At 60.6% G+C, this 15,457-nt stretch carries 14 protein-coding genes; 7 read left to right on the top strand and 7 right to left on the bottom strand.

The features are described 5' to 3' along the window. Positions 1-282: 282 nt before the first annotated feature. Positions 283-1,620, top strand: coding sequence for an MFS transporter (locus CKW17_RS22240; protein ID WP_016986167.1), 1,338 nt, complete (start codon positions 283-285; stop codon positions 1,618-1,620). A 126-nt stretch (positions 1,621-1,746) separates the two neighbouring features. Here CKW17_RS22240 and CKW17_RS22235 read toward each other — a convergent pair whose 3' ends face one another. The 4 genes from CKW17_RS22235 to CKW17_RS22220 form a co-directional block, all read right to left on the bottom strand. Continuing rightward, the gene (locus CKW17_RS22235) at positions 1,747-2,625 is read right to left on the bottom strand and encodes a DMT family transporter (RefSeq protein WP_034153813.1); all 879 of its coding nucleotides are present in this window, start codon (positions 2,623-2,625) and stop codon (positions 1,747-1,749) included. 116 nt (positions 2,626-2,741) lie between these two features. Further along, on the bottom strand, positions 2,742-3,557 hold the full coding sequence (locus CKW17_RS22230; RefSeq protein WP_095121661.1) for a sugar phosphate isomerase/epimerase: 816 nt from the start codon (positions 3,555-3,557) through the stop codon (positions 2,742-2,744). A 2-nt stretch (positions 3,558-3,559) separates the two neighbouring features. Further along, a complete protein-coding gene (locus CKW17_RS22225) occupies positions 3,560-4,621 on the bottom strand; it encodes a Gfo/Idh/MocA family protein (RefSeq protein WP_095121659.1) in 1,062 nt (353 codons plus the stop codon). A 243-nt stretch (positions 4,622-4,864) separates the two neighbouring features. After that, on the bottom strand, positions 4,865-5,641 hold the full coding sequence (locus tag CKW17_RS22220; protein ID WP_095121657.1) for an IclR family transcriptional regulator: 777 nt from the start codon (positions 5,639-5,641) through the stop codon (positions 4,865-4,867). 176 nt (positions 5,642-5,817) lie between these two features. Here CKW17_RS22220 and CKW17_RS22215 point away from each other — a divergent pair, with 176 nt between their 5' ends. From CKW17_RS22215 to CKW17_RS22200, 4 genes are all read left to right on the top strand, one after another. Beyond that, a complete protein-coding gene (locus tag CKW17_RS22215) occupies positions 5,818-7,557 on the top strand; it encodes an FAD-dependent oxidoreductase (RefSeq protein WP_095121655.1) in 1,740 nt (579 codons plus the stop codon). Further along, complete coding sequence (locus CKW17_RS22210; RefSeq protein ID WP_095121653.1) at positions 7,541-8,374, top strand: aldo/keto reductase; 834 nt, start codon at positions 7,541-7,543, stop codon at positions 8,372-8,374. The genes CKW17_RS22215 and CKW17_RS22210 overlap by 17 nt, the downstream gene beginning before the upstream one ends. 192 nt (positions 8,375-8,566) lie before the next feature. Continuing rightward, positions 8,567-9,454 (top strand): neutral zinc metallopeptidase, encoded by an 888-nt coding sequence (locus CKW17_RS22205; RefSeq protein ID WP_095121652.1) that lies wholly within the window; start codon positions 8,567-8,569, stop codon positions 9,452-9,454. Then, positions 9,455-10,408 carry a hypothetical protein gene (locus tag CKW17_RS22200; RefSeq protein ID WP_095121650.1) on the top strand — a complete coding sequence of 318 codons (954 nt, stop codon included), beginning with the start codon at positions 9,455-9,457 and terminating at the stop codon, positions 10,406-10,408. It begins immediately after the preceding gene. Between the two features lie 142 nt (positions 10,409-10,550). Here CKW17_RS22200 and CKW17_RS22195 read toward each other — a convergent pair whose 3' ends face one another. The 3 genes from CKW17_RS22195 to CKW17_RS22185 all read right to left on the bottom strand — a co-directional run bounded on the left by CKW17_RS22195 (position 10,551) and on the right by CKW17_RS22185 (position 12,691). Further along, on the bottom strand, positions 10,551-11,144 hold the full coding sequence (locus CKW17_RS22195) for an HAD family hydrolase (protein ID WP_095121649.1): 594 nt from the start codon (positions 11,142-11,144) through the stop codon (positions 10,551-10,553). Continuing rightward, positions 11,141-12,010, bottom strand: a complete 870-nt coding sequence (gene tesB / locus CKW17_RS22190) for an acyl-CoA thioesterase II (RefSeq protein ID WP_008082985.1) — start codon at positions 12,008-12,010, stop codon at positions 11,141-11,143. Before tesB ends, CKW17_RS22195 begins: the two co-directional genes overlap by 4 nt. A gap of 111 nt (positions 12,011-12,121) precedes the next feature. Then, positions 12,122-12,691: a GNAT family N-acetyltransferase gene (locus tag CKW17_RS22185; RefSeq protein WP_095121648.1), complete on the bottom strand. Its 570-nt coding sequence runs from the start codon at positions 12,689-12,691 to the stop codon at positions 12,122-12,124. Between the two features lie 82 nt (positions 12,692-12,773). Here CKW17_RS22185 and CKW17_RS22180 point away from each other — a divergent pair, with 82 nt between their 5' ends. Then, on the top strand, positions 12,774-13,694 hold the full coding sequence (locus tag CKW17_RS22180) for a histone deacetylase (RefSeq protein ID WP_095121647.1): 921 nt from the start codon (positions 12,774-12,776) through the stop codon (positions 13,692-13,694). A gap of 293 nt (positions 13,695-13,987) precedes the next feature. After that, positions 13,988-15,235 carry a TIGR03862 family flavoprotein gene (locus tag CKW17_RS22175; RefSeq protein ID WP_095121646.1) on the top strand — a complete coding sequence of 416 codons (1,248 nt, stop codon included), beginning with the start codon at positions 13,988-13,990 and terminating at the stop codon, positions 15,233-15,235. The last annotated feature ends 222 nt before the right edge of the window (positions 15,236-15,457 follow it).

Raw genomic sequence — 15,457 nt, 5'->3', positions numbered from 1 at the left:
GCGGAAAGCAAAATCAAAAGATCGCAGCCTGCGGCAGCGCCTACACAGGATGGTTTTTATAGTGAGGGAAATTATTGGCTGCATCCCCGCGCGCAGCAATTTAAAGTGTACTACCCGGTTAGTTTTGCGTGCGATTATCGAACACAATGGCGGTTTGGCGAATTGACGATTTTTCGTCCACTGCCCAACATCGACTGCACATTGAGTCCGGATCTGAACCGCCGGTCGCAGCGTGCAAGTAAAAAGCACACCAAATAACAAATCCAAAAACGGGTGGAACACATGATTCCTTCACAGACTTCCCGCATGGCTCCGGCCATGAGCACTGCCACGGGTGGCATCGGCGACAAGATCCGCGGCGCCATGGCTGTCGGCAAGACCCGTTGGGGCATGCTGGCGCTGGTGTTTTTCGCCACTACCCTGAACTACATCGACCGCGCCGCCCTCGGCGTCATGCAGCCGATCCTCGCCAAGGAAATGAGCTGGACGGCGATGGATTACGCCAACATCAACTTCTGGTTTCAGGTCGGCTACGCGATCGGTTTCGTCCTGCAGGGCCGCCTGATCGACCGGGTCGGCGTCAAACGTGTGTTCTTCTGCGCCGTGCTGCTCTGGAGCCTGGCCACTGGTGCCCACGGCCTGGCGACTTCGGCCGTTGGTTTCATGGTCTGCCGGTTCATCCTCGGTCTGACCGAAGCGGCCAACTACCCGGCCTGTGTGAAAACCACGCGCCTGTGGTTCCCGGCCGGCGAACGTGCGGTTGCCACCGGCATCTTCAACGCTGGCACCAACGTCGGTGCGATGTTCACGCCGATGCTGCTGCCATTGGTCCTGCACGTCTGGGGCTGGCAAGCGGCGTTCCTGTGCATGGCGGCACTGGGCGGTATCTGGTTGCTGTTCTGGGGCTTGAAATACTTCAACCCGGAAGATCATCCGAGCGTTAAACAATCCGAACTGGACTACATCCAGCAAGAAGTCGAACCGGAACAGGCCCGCGTACCGTTCTCGAAAATCTTGCGCATGCGCGGCACCTGGGCCTTCGCCCTCGCCTACTCGCTGACCGCGCCGGTGTTCTGGTTCTACCTGTACTGGCTGCCGCCGTTCCTCAATCAGCAATACAACCTGGGCATCAACGTCACCCAGATGGGTATTCCGCTGATCATCATTTACGTCACGGCCGACTTCGGCAGCGTCGGTGGCGGCATTCTGTCTTCGTTCCTGATCGGTCGCGGGATGAACTCGATCAAGGCGCGCCTGCTGTCGATGTTCCTGTTTGCCTGCTGCATCATCGGCGTGGTCATGGCGGCTGGCTCTGCCAATCTGTGGGTGGCGGTGGCTGCGATTTCTCTGGCGATCGGCGCGCATCAGGCCTGGACGGCGAACATCTGGAGCCTGGTGATGGACTACACGCCCAAGCACATGATGAGCACGGTGTTTGGCTTCGGTGGCATGTGCGCAGCGATCGGCGGGATGTTCATGACCCAGATCGTCGGCCATATCCTCACCGTCACCAACAACAACTACACCGTGTTGTTCACCCTGATTCCGGCGATGTATTTCATTGCGCTGACGTGGATGTACTTCATGGCACCGCGCAAGATTCCTACCATCACCGAGTAAACTGCCTACACCTGGCTCCCTTGTAGGAGCTGCGGCACGCTGCGATCTTTTGATTTTGATGTTGAAGATCAAAAGATCGCAGCCTCGTTTCACTCGTCAGCTCCTACACAGGGGGTTGCGGTCTCTTCAGCGGCGGCTCTGCTGCCACGCCGCCGCCAGTCCGCTGCAACAGATCACCGCAATGCCGATGATCGTCAACAGACTCGGCGTGTGATTGAACAGCAGCCAACCCAACAACCCCGCAAACACGATCTGGCAATAACCGAACGGCGCCAGCAGTGCCGGCGCGGCATGGCGGAACGCCTGGGTCAGAAACAAATGCGCGGTCATCCCGCAACTGCCCAGCGCCAGCATCAGCCCGGCGTGGGTCAAGGTCGGCACCTGCCAGAAGAACGGCACCAGTGCACTCATCACCAGGGTGTTGCACAGCCCGGCAAAAAAGTTGCTGGTGGTCGGGCTATCGACTTCGGCGAGCTTGCGCGTCAGCAATTGATAGAAGCAGAAAAACAGCGCCGAACAGAACGGCAGTAACACTGCAGGGGTGAACAACTCACCGCCGGGATGGACAATGATCAGCACACCGATAAAGCCGCAGATCACCGCGATCCACTGACCTCGGGTCACTCGTTCCTTTAGCAGCGGCACCGACAATGCGGTCACCAACACTGGCGCAAGAAAGTTGACCGCCGTCGCTTCCGCCAACGGGATGTACAACAACGCGGTGGTGAAGAACAGGCTGGTGCCGAGCAGGCAAAGTGCTCGGACCAATTGCCATAAAGGCTTTTTGGTACGTAGGACGCGCAGCCCGGACTGCGGCAGAAAAATCCCCGCCATGAGTAAGGTGTGCACCAGATAGCGTGCCCACACCACCATCACGATCGGATAGAAACCGGACAGGTATTTCGACAGCGCGTCGTGACTGGAGAACAGGAAGGTTGCCACGACAATCAGCAAGATCCCCTTGAAGGGTTGGTTGACACCGGAGAGCGGAGTGCTGACGGTCATTGGGTTTCCTTGTGTTGCCAAAAAGATCAGAAGTCTTCGCAGGAAAGTCGCGCCGCCACAGGAACAGCGCTGTCCCTGTGGGAGCGGGCTTGCCCGCGATAGGTGCGCAGCACCGCTTAAAGCCGCGCCAACAACGCTCGAGTTTTATCAATCGCCATCTGCGCCCGCTGCAATCCGCTCACGCCCTGCTCCAGCAGTTTTACCGTGGGAATTTCCAGACTCAGTGGAATATTAGTCGGCAGCGCTCGCAGCAACCCGAGCAGATCGCAATCACCCTCGCCGGGAAACCGCCGCTCGTTGCGCGCCTGACGCAAGATCTCGGCCATGTCTGACGGCCTCGGCCCCGCTACATCACATAATTGCGCATAACGCAGGCGCGACGCCGGCATGTTGTCCAGATCCTCCAAACGTGACGCCGAACGATCAAAGTGAAAGGCATCGACCAGCACCGCAGCGTTTTCCCGGTCAGCGTTCTCGACGATTCGCAGCGCTTGTCGAAGATCGCGCGCATCAGTCCAAGGCATGAACTCCAGATGCGGGTGCAACCCGTAAGGCGCCGCCAGATCGCAAAGGGCCGCGAAGTGATCGGTAAGCCGCCGCTCGTCAGGATCGTTACCGGCGACGAGTAATTCGGTGGCGCCGAATTCCGCGCCGACCGTAAGAAGTTTCTCGAATTCGGCGACGACGGTTTGTGGCTTCAGACGCAGGATTTCCACGTCGAGCACACGGATGCCGGTATCGCGCAGGCGCTGCAACGTCTGACGGCGCAAATCAGCATCGGCCACCAACGGGAAGTGATATTCCTCAGGAGTCGCTGGCTCCAGACGTAGGCCTACATGGCTGTAACCGGCACGCGCAGCCACTTCGACCATTTGCGGTGGCGACAACTCCAGCACGGTGAGGCTGGCCAGGGACAGGATTCGTTCGCTCATGTTCAAGCCTCGATCAGTGCAGGGGCACAGGCACGGCCAGTGGCGGCGGCCTCGCGGATCGCTTCGATCAGCGACAAAGTGCGCGCAGCGTCGGCCGCACTCACCAGCGGTTCGACTTCACGCCGTGCCACGCGTACGAAATGCTGTAACTGCAAGCGCAAAGCGTCGTCACCGCTGTAGGACTCTTCCACCACCTGCAAGGGTTCATGCCAACCGGCGTCGACCTGATCAGCGGCGTAATGCCAACGTTTGAGCTGTGGAATACTCAAGGCGCCGGCGGTTCCGGCCAGCAGATAGCACGGCTGATCGGCCTGGCGCGGATATACCGGGTTCTCGCCGGAATCCAGCTCCCAACTCCACGGCGCGGCGACCGCGTCGGAACCGCTCAATGTGCCCAATGTGCCACCCTCGAATTGCAGCAACACCGCTGCGCTGTCTTCGTTGGCGAAACCGCGCACGGCGTTGTCGGTGATCGCTTGCACCGAGCGCACTTCACCGCACAGATGCCGAAGCAGGTCGAGGTCGTGGATCAGGTTGGTCAGCAACATCCCGGCGCCCGGTTCGCGGCGCCACGGGATCTCGAAATAACTGTCGGGTTTGCGCAACTGGAACAGTGCGGTCACCGTGGTCAGCCGCCCGAGCGCCCCGCTCTGCACCAGTTCATGGGCGCGTACGATCAGCGGATTGTGACGCCGATGATGGCCGACCAGCACCGGCACGCCGCTGCTTTTGACCGCCGCGACTAGCTCGCGCGCTTCATCCAGGTGCACCCCGACTGGCTTCTCCAAAAGCACCGGCACACCCGCCGCCAGACCATCGAGCGCGGTGCTGACGTGTTGATTATTCGGATTGGCGACGATGACCGCGTCTGGCCGGATGAGCTCAAGCATCTGACGATGATCGGCGAAATGCCTGACACCCCATTCAGCCGCAAGCGCTGCTGCTTGCGGCCCGGGATCAGCCACGGCGCACAGCGTCGCTTCGCTGAGGGTTTGCAGATGCCGATAATGTTGCTGGCCCATGTTGCCGGCGCCGATCAAGGCGATTCGAAGGGGCGAATTCAAGGCGCGGTCCTCTTGTGATTGTTCTCGGAATAACACTCCGCAAACAATTTAGAACTGAGTTCCAGAATCAAACACCCATCCATCCTAAAACTGTGCGAACACCGCACAACTTCGTGGACAACAAAAATCCCCTGTAGGAGTGAGCCTGCTCGCGATCACGGTGTGTCAGCCAACATTAATGCCAGCTGATACACCGCGATCGCGAGCAGGCTCACTCCTACAAGGGCACTGCGTGAATTCGGATTAGATAAACAGTTCTGAGGCCAGGCTTGCCGCAGATAACTCTTCGGTGAAGGTCAGCAACAGCGGCGCCAGCTCATGCAACCGCGCCCCCGGCATCCGCGCACTGGGCCCGGCGATACTCAGTACACCAATCACCCGACCATCCGCTGGATGCCTCACCACTGCCGCAATCGCCGAAGTCCCCACGGCCGAGCTCTCCTCGACCCAGGCATACCCCTGCTCACGAGCCAGACGCAGCCGTTCCAGCAACTCGATATTGGAGCGCGGCGCATTCGGCCCGATCCCCACCGGCACCTCCGCCGCCTGCCGCTCGACCAGTGACAACGCCTCGGCGTCACTCATGCACGCCAGCCACGCATGCCCGGAGGCGGTGTAGAACAGCGGCGCATCACGGCCCATGTCCGGGTCATAACGCAGACCGGTACGCGCGCCCTGTGCCTTGGCAATCCAGGTCTGGCGCTCGCCGTCGATCACGCCAAGACGCACCAGTTCACCGGTTTCCTGCGCCAGTCGGTCGAGTACCGGCTGGACGATGTCGGCACCGCTGCTCGACAGGTATTGAAAGCCCATCGCCACCAGTTTGGTCGACAAGTGATAACGCAAGGTTTCCGGATTCTGCCGCACGTAGCCCAAACGGATCAGCTCGGCGAGCAAGCGGTGCGTTGCACTTTTGGGGATATCCAGTTGCTCGGCCAGGGTCTGCATCGGCAGCCCGCGCGGATCACTGGTGAGGCTTTCCAGCACACTGAAAACCCGTTCGATTTGACTGCCGGCCATGGGACCATCCAAAGGAAATTTCGCCGATTCTAGAAGAGATCAGCGGCAAAGCGAAATCTGGAACCGGTTATTCGATAACCGCCCGCTTTGTTGAGTCAAGGCTTGTACCGCTACACCAGCACTGGTTATTTTCTGGAATCAAATTCCAAAATATTTTATCGCTGGAGCGTTGTTTGATGCCTGCCGAACTCCCTGATATCGACTGCGACGTATTGGTCGTCGGTTCTGGCGCTGCCGGGTTGTCGGCCGCCGTGACTGCCGCGTGGCATGGCTTGAAAGTCATCGTTGTCGAGAAAGATCCGGTGTTCGGTGGCGCCACTGCATGGTCCGGTGGTTGGGCTTGGGTGCCGTGCAATCCGCTGGCCCGTCGGGCCGGGATCGTCGAAGACATCGAACAACCGCGCACCTATTTGCGCCATGAACTGGGCGAGTACTTCGACCCGGCGATGATCGACGCTTTCCTTGAAGCGGGGCCGCGCATGGTCGCGTTTTTCGAGCAGCACACCGCGCTGCAATTTGCCGATGGCAATGCCATTGCCGACATTCATGGCGACACGCCGGGCGCCGGCACCGGCGGCCGTTCGGTCATCGCTGCGCCCTATGACGGACGCAAAGTCGGACGCCTGCTCAAGCGTCTTCGTACCACCATGCGCGAAACGTCCTTCATGGGCATGCCAATCATGGCCGGGGCGGATCTGTCGGCGTTCCTCAATCTGACGCGCTCGTTCAAGGCTGCATGGCACGTAACCCGACGTTTCACTCGGCACCTGTTCGACCTCGCCGTGCATGGCCGGGCGATGCAACTGGTCAACGGCGTGGCGCTGGTGGCAAGACTGGCGAAGTCCGCCGAAGACCTTGGCGTTCTGCTCTGGGAATCAGCGCCTGTGACGGAACTGCTGCGTGATGGCTTGCGCGTCTCGGGTGCTGTGGTCAACACAGACAAAGGCCCAATCCGCATTCACGCACGCAAAGCCGTGGTGCTCGCCGCTGGTGGTTTTGCCAATGACATCGAGCGGCGCAAAGCCCTGTTCCCCCGCACACCGACCGGCCATGAGCACTTGGCGCTGCCACCGCTGGCCGTCAACGGCGATGGTTTGCGCCTGGGCGAAAGCGTCGGCGCGCGGGTCAATGCCGATGTGGCTTCGCCCGTGGCGTGGGCGCCGGTATCGCAAGTGCCGCATGCCGACGGCAGCACCGGCCACTTCCCACACATCATCGAGCGCGGCAAACCCGGAATCATTGGGGTTCTGCGTAACGGCCAGCGTTTCGTCAACGAAGCCAACGGTTATTACGACTACGTCAGCGCCATGGTCGCTGCTGCGCCGGAAGGTGAAGAAGTCGCCTCGTGGCTGATCTGCACGCGCGCCTTTCAACGGCGTTATGGACTGGGCATATCGCGGCCGTTTCCGCTGCCAGTGTCAGAATTTATCCGCAGCGGCTATCTGAAAACCGGTAACACCGTTGAAGAATTGGCCCTCGCCTGCGGCATCGACCCGAGCGGCTTGCGCCAGACTGTGGATAACTACAATCGCCATGCCCGCCATGGCGAAGACCCGTTGTTCGGTCGCGGCGCAACACCCTACAACCGCAAACAGGGTGATCCGGCGAACCTTCCCAACCCCTGCGTTGCCCCAATAGACACCGGCCCGTTCTACGCCGTGAAAGTCCAGCCGGGCTGCTTCGGCACCTTCGCCGGACTCAAGGTCAACCCACACGCGCAAGTGCTGGATGCCCACGAACATCCCATCACCGGCCTCTACGCTGCGGGTGGCGACATGGCCAGCATCATGGGCGGCCACTACCCGGCGGGCGGTATCAACATCGGCCCGGCGCTGACTTTCGGTTACATCGCCGCCCGGCACATTGCCGGCATGACTGCTTTCGAACAGGAGATCGACCATGCAGCACATCGTTAATGCCCAAGGTTTGAACATGCCGAAACTCGGCCTCGGCACCTGGCCAATGCTCGGCGACGAATGCACCCGCGCCGTGGAGCAAGCGCTGGAACTGGGTTATCGACACATCGACACGGCAGCGGCCTACAACAACGAAGACGCGGTCGGACAAGCACTGGCGAATACCCCGACACCGCGCGAACAGATTCATGTCACCACCAAGGTCTGGTGGGACCAGTTGCAACCCGACGCGATGCGCCACTCCATGGATCGCAGCCTCACCGCTTTGCGCAGCGACTACGTCGACCTGTTCATGATCCACTGGCCGACCACCGGCTGGGATTTGCCAAGCACCCTCGCCACGCTGGCCTCGTTCAAGGAGCAAGGCCTGGCGCGCAACATCGGCGTGGCGAATTTTCCGCTGCCGTTGCTGCGCAAAGTCGTCGAGGAATACGGCATCGCTCTGTCAGCGATTCAGGTTGAATACCACGTCCTGCTCGGCCAAAACGCTCTGCTCGACTACGCCCGTCAACACGACATGGCACTGACGGCCTACACGCCGCTGGCGCGCAACAAGGTCTCGGACATCCCGCAGATTCAACAGATCGCGCAAAAGCACGGTGTGCTGCCAACCCTGGTCGCATTGAAATGGTTGCTAGATCAACCTAACGTCGCAGCCATTCCCAAGGCCAGCAGCCGGGCCAATCAACTGGCCAACCTCGCATCTCTGCAGGTCGAACTCGACGATGAAGACCGCGCATTGATCGCCGCGCTGTCGAAGCGCGAGCGTCAGGTCAGTCCGGATTTCGCCCCGGAGTGGGATGCGTTTGATCGCTGATTGATAATCCAGCGATAGAAATCCTGCGCACGATTGAATTTGCCGCGCGCCAGACCGTCAATAACAGGCCCGACCTCGTCAGCACGAAGCCGGGCCTGTTTGCGTGTGGCCAATAGACGGACGACCGGACTGGCGCCACACTCACACAACAGCAACACTCATCACCACCCGATACACACAGAGGATTCCCACATGCTATGGAAAAAAGGCCGACGCAGTGACAACGTCGTCGATGCCCGTGGTGATGATGCCGGCGGTGGCGGCGGCATGCGCTTCGGCGGCGGCAAAGGCCTGAGCCTCGGGGCCATCCTGCTGATCGTCGGTATTGGCTGGATCACCGGGCAAGACCCGTTGCAGATTCTCGGCCAGCTCGCCGGGCAATCCACCCAACAATCGGCGCCGACCTCGCAAACCCGTCAGGCGCCGCCAGCCAACGATGAGCAAGCCGAATTCGTCCGCTCGATCCTTGGCGATACCGAAGACACCTGGGGCACGATTTTCCAGCAGGCTGGCCGGCAATATAAGGACCCGACCCTGGTGCTGTTCAGCAATCGGGTCAATTCCGCCTGCGGTCTGGCGACCTCGGCGACCGGCCCGTTCTATTGCCCGGCGGACCAGAAGGTCTATCTGGACATGGCGTTCTTCCAGGAAATGTCGCAACGCTTCAAGGCTGCCGGCGACTTCGCCCAGGCCTACGTGATCGCTCACGAAGTCGGACACCATGTGCAGACGCTTCTCGGCGTCTCGGCGAAAATTCAGACAGCCCGCCAGCAAGGTCGGCAAATGGAAGGCGATGGCGGCTTGCTGGTGCGCCAGGAATTGCAGGCCGACTGCCTCGCCGGCGTCTGGGCCTACAGCGCACAGAAGCGCTTGAACTGGCTGGAACCGGGCGACATCGAAGAAGCCTTGAATGCGGCCAACGCCATCGGTGATGATCGCTTGCAACAACAGGGTCAGGGCCGTGTGGTGCCGGACTCGTTTACCCACGGTACGTCGGCGCAAAGGGTGCGCTGGTTCAAAACCGGATTCGCACAGGGCCAGGTCGGCCAGTGCGACACCTTCGCGGCGAAAAACCTGTAAATGCATAAATGGCTTTTGGCGTTACTGATTGTTGGCAGCACTGCGCAAGCCGCCGGTGTCGATGCGATCAGCCCCGGTCGTTTGCAACTCAAGGCCGGGGAAATGGCGGTCGGCATTGGTCCTGCGCCGGAGAAAATCGAGCGCGTGCTGATCGTCATTCATGGCCGCTTGCGCAACGCGGAAACCTATCGCAAAAGCGCCGAGAGTGCGGCCGAGCTGGCAGGGCAAACCACGCACACCTTGGTCATTGCCCCGCAGTTTCTCAATGAAAGTGATGTCGCTCTGTACTCGCTCCCCGCCACGTTGCTGCGCTGGCAAGGCAACGAGTGGATGGGCGGCGGGTTATCCACAGGGCCGAATCCGTTGAGCTCCTACGCCGCACTCGATGAGATCGTCGGACGGATCAGCGATCGCAAACAGTTTCCGGACGTGAAGCAGATTGTGATCTTCGGCCACTCCGGCGGCGGCCAGGTGGTGCAGCGCTATGCCCTGCTCGCCAAGGATCAGCCGGCGCTGAAAGCCAACGGCATCCGCTTGCGTTATGTGGTGGCGAATCCGTCGTCGTATGCCTATTTCAATGAACAACGGCCGGTGGCGTTCGATCACGCCAAGTGCGCGGGCTTCAATCGCTGGAAGTACGGTCTGTCAGACATGCCGGTCTATGCCGGTGGGCAAACACCGTTGCAACTCGAGAGCAGTTACATCAAACGCGAGGTGATTTATCTGCTCGGGCAGCAGGACATCGACCCCAAGCATCCGGCGCTGGACAAGGGTTGTGAAGCCGAAGCGCAGGGTGCGTATCGCCTGGAGCGTGGCAAGTTGTACTTCGGTTATTTGCTGCGCCGACACCCGGAAGGGGTGAATCAGCGGTTGGTGGAAGTGCCCGGGGTCGGGCATAACGGTGATGGGATGTTGACCTCGCCGGAGGGGCAGAAGGCATTGTTTGAACAGTAAGTTGTGCGGTGGATGATCTGGCCTCTTCGCGAGCAGGCTCGCTCCCACATTGGATTGATGCATTACACAAAATTTCTGTGCACCGAAGATCTAATGTGGGAGCGAGCCTGCTCGCGAAGGCGTCCTTCACACAGCAAAAATCTCAGGCCAGCAGCATCCGCCGCAACTCGACACAATCCTTCGCATGCCAATCGGTCAACTCCGGCCACGGGTTATCCGGCAAATTCACCAACACCGTCCGCGCCCCCGCCGCTCGACCGCAATCCAGATCAAAGCGGTAATCACCGACCATCACCATCTCGCTGGCCGGCACGTCCCAAGCGTCTGCCAGTTTCAGCAAGCCACCCGGATGCGGCTTCGGCGGCGCGTCATCGCGGCCCAACACATCGTCCACCGCAAAGCAGTCAGCCAAACCAATGGCATCCAGCGTCACATGCGCCAATTCCCGCGCATTGCGAGTGAGGATGCCGAGGCGATAACCGCGCGCATGCAGATCACGCACCAGTTCCACCGCACCGGTCGCCGGGGTCGAACCCAGCGCCAGATCCCTTTCGTGTTCCAGCAGCCAGGCGTGTTTCGCCGCCGCTTCATCGGCCGGCAATGCCGCAAGATGAGTAAGGATGTCGTCTTCCGGCGGAATCGCCAGCGCCACGCGAATCGCCGCAAAATCATGCACGGCGACCGTCAGCGTGCCGTCCATGTCGAACACCCAGTGCTTCACCTGTTTCAGGCTCATGCCCAATCCTTGCGATGGCGGATCAAGCCTTCCTGGGTCACCGAAGCCACCAGTTGCCCGGCGCGGTTGTACACGCTGCCACGGGAGAAACCACGGGAATTGCCGGCCCACGGGCTGTCCATCGCGTAGAGCAACCAGTCATCGGCGCGCAGATCGTTGTGGAACCACAGCGCGTGATCGAGGCTGGCGACCTGCATGTCTTTCTGCCAGACGGATTTGCCGTGAGGCAGCATCGAGGTGGTCAGCAGGCCAAAGTCCGAGGCGTAGGCCAGCAGGTATTTGTGCAGCGCCGGGATGTCGGCCAATGCGCCGTCGGCGCGGAACCACACGTATTTCACCGGATCGGCCGGTTGCGGGTTGTACGGGTCTTTTTCGGTGACCGGGCGCACTTCGATCGGTTTCGGGCACAGCAGCTTTTCACGCATGTGCTCGGGAATCAGTTGCGCGCGTTGCTGGAACAGCTCCAGCTCCGACGGCAAGTTTTCCGGGCCGACCACCACCGGCATCTGGCTCTGGTGCTCGAAGCCTGCCTCGTCGTATTGAAACGAAGCACTGCAGGTGAAAATCGGATGGCCCTTCTGGATCGCCGTGACGCGGCGAGTGCTGAAGCTGCCGCCATCGCGCACGCGATCAACCGAATAAACCACCGGCAACTTGGCATCGCCCGGACGCAGGAAATAACCGTGCATCGAGTGCACATGACGCGCCTCTTCTACCGTCTGACTGGCCGCCGACAGCGACTGGCCGAGCACCTGACCACCAAACAACTGACGAAAACCCAGGTCCTGGCTACGGCCACGGAACAGGTTTTCTTCGATCGGTTCCAGGGTCAGCAGGTCGACCAGATCTTCCAATACTTGGCTCATTCAGACTCTCCTCACACAAAGCTATATGCCGCGCAGTCTTGGCTGCGGCGGCCGATTCAGATTCTGGCGCGGGCCAATGATATGGCGGCCATTGTAAACGTCCGTGTCGGCTTATCCATGCAAGGTTTGCAGCCATTGTTCCCGAGTGATGCGGTACAGCACATGCCGGCGCAACGGATGATCGACGGCCAGTTTCGGATGATCGAAATCATCTTCCGGGGCGTGATGCATGCCGATCGCCTGCATGACTTTCTCTGAGGGCAGATTGGATTGCGCGGTGAAGGAAACTATTTCCTTGAGCGCCAACCGATCAAAGCCGCAACGCAGAGCGGTCCACGCCGCTTCGCTGGCATAGCCCAGGCCCCAATGTTCCTTGGCCAGACGCCAGCCGATCTCCACTGCCGGAGTGAACGGCGCATCAAAGCCAACCACGCCGAGCCCGGTGAAACCGATGAATTCACCGCTGTCCTTGCGCTCCAGCGCCCACAAGCCGAAACCGTGCTCGGCAAAATGCCCGCGCACACGGCCGATCATCGACGCGCTCTCCAGACGGCTCAACGGTTCCGGAAAGTAGCGCATCACCTGAGGATCGGCGCACATCGCGGCAAATGCCGGCAAATCCTCGTCCTGCCACTGACGCATCAGCAAGCGCGCGCTTTCGAGTTCCAGTATCGGCTCCATCGTGCCCCTCCGTTTCCATGCCGCAAGTCTACATCGCTGGTAGGATCCTTCACTCTTTCCTACGTTCCTACATGAATTCGCCATGCCACTGCCGCTGATCTACCACGAAGACTACAGCCCCGAGTTTCCGGCGGATCACCGCTTCCCGATGGACAAGTTTCGCCTGCTGCGCGATCACCTCGTCGACAGCGGTCTGACCCGCGATGCCGACCTGCTCCGCCCGGAGATCTGCCCCAACGACATCCTCGCCCTCGCCCATGACCGTGCGTATATCGAACGCTACATGAGCGGCGAGTTGTCCCGCGAAGACCAGCGGCGTCTCGGCCTGCCATGGAACGAAGCCTTGGCGCGGCGTACGGTGCGCGCGGTCGGCGGTTCGATTCTGGCGGCGGAAAAAGCCCTGGAATATGGCTTGGCCTGCCACTTGGCCGGCGGCACCCACCATGCGCACTACGACTATCCGGCGGGGTTCTGCATCTTCAATGACCTGGCGATCATCAGCCATTACTTGCTGCAGAGCGGTCGGGTCAATCGCGTGCTGATCTTCGATTGCGATGTGCATCAGGGCGACGGCACCGCGCGGATCCTGCATGACACACCGGAGGCGATTACCGTTTCCCTGCACTGCGAGAAGAACTTTCCTGCACGCAAGGCGGAAAGTGACTGGGATATCCCGCTGCCCAAGGGCATGGGCGATGGCGATTATTTGAAGGTGGTCGACGACACGCTCAATTACCTGCTGCCGCTGTATCAACCGGACCTGGTGCTGTACGACGCCGGAGTGGATGTGCACAAGGACGACGCCCTCGGTTATCTGCAACTGACTGACGAAGGCGTCGCTGCCCGTGATGAAAGCGTGATGCGCCATTGCTTGGGCCGCGACATTCCGGTGATGGGCGTGATCGGCGGCGGCTACAGCAAGGACCGCCACGTCCTCGCCCGTCGCCACGGCATCCTCCATCACAGCGCACAGCGGGTCTGGCATTCACACGGTTGTCATTGAGCTGTGCTGCGTTACCCACAATGGCTGTGGAACGGCCTGTGGATAACCTGAGTGGAACGCCTTGCAGGCCATACCTACTGCGACCTACAGAACACTGGCTATTTTTTAACCAGATACTGAGTTCACCAAAATCCCCCTGTGGGAGCGAGCCTGCTCGCGAAGGCGTCGGAGCACTCAACATTTAACTGACTGACCCACCGCTTTCGCGAGCAGGCTCGCTCCCACAGGGATCTCCCACATTGGTTTGCGCTGTTAGAATGCGCGCCTTATCCCGCCATACCGCAGCGCACGCCATGACCCAGAACTCCGCCTCCTCCCCCGCTCACGTCGCCATCATCGGCGGTGGCCCCGCCGGCCTGATGGCCGCCGAAGTGCTGAGCCAGGCCGGAATCCGCGTCGATCTGTACGACGGCATGCCCTCGGTGGGCCGCAAGTTCCTGCTCGCCGGTGTCGGCGGTATGAACATCACCCACTCTGAAGCCTACCCGGTGTTCCTCTCGCGCTATGCCGAACGCGCGCCGCAAATCGCCCCGCTGCTGCGCAGCTTCGACGCCGATGCGTTGTGCCAATGGATTCATGATCTGGGTATCGAAACCTTTATCGGCAGCTCCGGCCGCGTGTTTCCCACCGACATGAAAGCAGCACCGTTACTGCGCGCCTGGCTCAAACGCTTGCGCGACAGTGGCGTAGTTATCCACACCCGCCATCGCTGGCTCGGTTGGGATGAACACGGTGCGCTGCGCATCGACAGCCCGGAAGGTGAAATCACCGTCAAACCCGACGCCACCCTGCTCGCCCTCGGCGGTGGCAGTTGGGCGCGCCTCGGTTCCGACGGCGCGTGGATGCTGGCTCTGGAGCAACACGGTGTAGAACTTGCGCCGTTGCAGCCGAGTAATTGCGGCTTCGAGGTGCAGGCCTGGAGCGATTTGATGGTCAGTAAATTCGCCGGCGCGCCGCTGAAAAATATCGCCATCGGTTTGAACGACGACATTCCGCGCTTGGGCGAATGCGTGATCACCGCGACCGGGATTGAGGGCAGCCTGATTTATGCGTTGTCGGCGCCGGTTCGTGAGGCGATCAATCAGTATGGCGCGGCGGTTATTCACATTGATCTGTTGCCCGGCCGGCCTGTGGATAAATTGCAGGCAGCGCTAAGCAAGCCACGCGGCTCGCGTTCGATGGCCAAGCATCTGCACAGTCAGGTCGGGATTGATGGGGTGAAAGCGGCGTTGTTGCGTGAACTGAGCGATGCGGCGACCTTCGCCGATCCGGCGTTATTGGCGCGGGCGATCAAGGCACTGCCGCTGACGTTGGTGAAAACGCGGCCATTGGACGAGGCGATCAGCAGTGCCGGGGGCGTGACGTTTGAGGCGATGGATGAGCGCTTGATGCTCAAGGCGTTGCCGGGAGTGTTCTGCGCGGGGGAGATGCTTGATTGGGAAGCGCCAACGGGCGGGTATTTGCTGACGGGGTGTTTTGCCAGTGGCCGGGCGGCGGGGTTGGGAATTGTGCAGTGGCTCAAGTCCGAGGCGTCTGCCTGAACCCTCACCCCAGCCCTCTCCCAGAGGGAGAGGGAGCCGACCGAGGTGTCTGCCGTCATCCGTCGACCTGAAAAACCGAGTCGATTATGGATTCGGTAAAGCACTTTCAGTAGAGCCGACCGAGGTATCTGCTGTCATACCTCGACCTGAAAGACCGAGTCGATTATGGATTCGGCCAGCCAACCGAAGTGTCTGGCGAAGGCCCTGTCGATTATGGATTCA

Origin of the sequence: Pseudomonas sp. Irchel s3f10 (assembly GCF_900187515.1) — a bacterium.
Classification (GTDB): domain Bacteria; phylum Pseudomonadota; class Gammaproteobacteria; order Pseudomonadales; family Pseudomonadaceae; genus Aquipseudomonas; species Aquipseudomonas tensinigenes.
The sequence above is the reverse complement of the archived record's forward strand: the minus strand, read 5'-3'. Positions and strand labels throughout refer to the sequence as shown.

What these genes read in the sequence shown, in the direction of transcription:
- CKW17_RS22240 (WP_016986167.1), top strand. Translation starts at nt 283, where the DNA reads ATGATTCCTTCACAGACTTCCCGCATGGCTCCGGCCATGAGCACTGCC.
- CKW17_RS22235 (WP_034153813.1), bottom strand. Translation starts at nt 2,625, where the DNA reads ATGACCGTCAGCACTCCGCTCTCCGGTGTCAACCAACCCTTCAAGGGG.
- CKW17_RS22230 (WP_095121661.1), bottom strand. Translation starts at nt 3,557, where the DNA reads ATGAGCGAACGAATCCTGTCCCTGGCCAGCCTCACCGTGCTGGAGTTG.
- CKW17_RS22220 (WP_095121657.1), bottom strand. Translation starts at nt 5,641, where the DNA reads ATGGCCGGCAGTCAAATCGAACGGGTTTTCAGTGTGCTGGAAAGCCTC.
- CKW17_RS22215 (WP_095121655.1), top strand. Translation starts at nt 5,818, where the DNA reads ATGCCTGCCGAACTCCCTGATATCGACTGCGACGTATTGGTCGTCGGT.
- CKW17_RS22210 (WP_095121653.1), top strand. Translation starts at nt 7,541, where the DNA reads ATGCAGCACATCGTTAATGCCCAAGGTTTGAACATGCCGAAACTCGGC.
- CKW17_RS22205 (WP_095121652.1), top strand. Translation starts at nt 8,567, where the DNA reads ATGCTATGGAAAAAAGGCCGACGCAGTGACAACGTCGTCGATGCCCGT.
- CKW17_RS22200 (WP_095121650.1), top strand. Translation starts at nt 9,455, where the DNA reads ATGCATAAATGGCTTTTGGCGTTACTGATTGTTGGCAGCACTGCGCAA.
- CKW17_RS22195 (WP_095121649.1), bottom strand. Translation starts at nt 11,144, where the DNA reads ATGAGCCTGAAACAGGTGAAGCACTGGGTGTTCGACATGGACGGCACG.
- tesB (WP_008082985.1), bottom strand. Translation starts at nt 12,010, where the DNA reads ATGAGCCAAGTATTGGAAGATCTGGTCGACCTGCTGACCCTGGAACCG.
- CKW17_RS22185 (WP_095121648.1), bottom strand. Translation starts at nt 12,691, where the DNA reads ATGGAGCCGATACTGGAACTCGAAAGCGCGCGCTTGCTGATGCGTCAG.
- CKW17_RS22180 (WP_095121647.1), top strand. Translation starts at nt 12,774, where the DNA reads ATGCCACTGCCGCTGATCTACCACGAAGACTACAGCCCCGAGTTTCCG.
- CKW17_RS22175 (WP_095121646.1), top strand. Translation starts at nt 13,988, where the DNA reads ATGACCCAGAACTCCGCCTCCTCCCCCGCTCACGTCGCCATCATCGGC.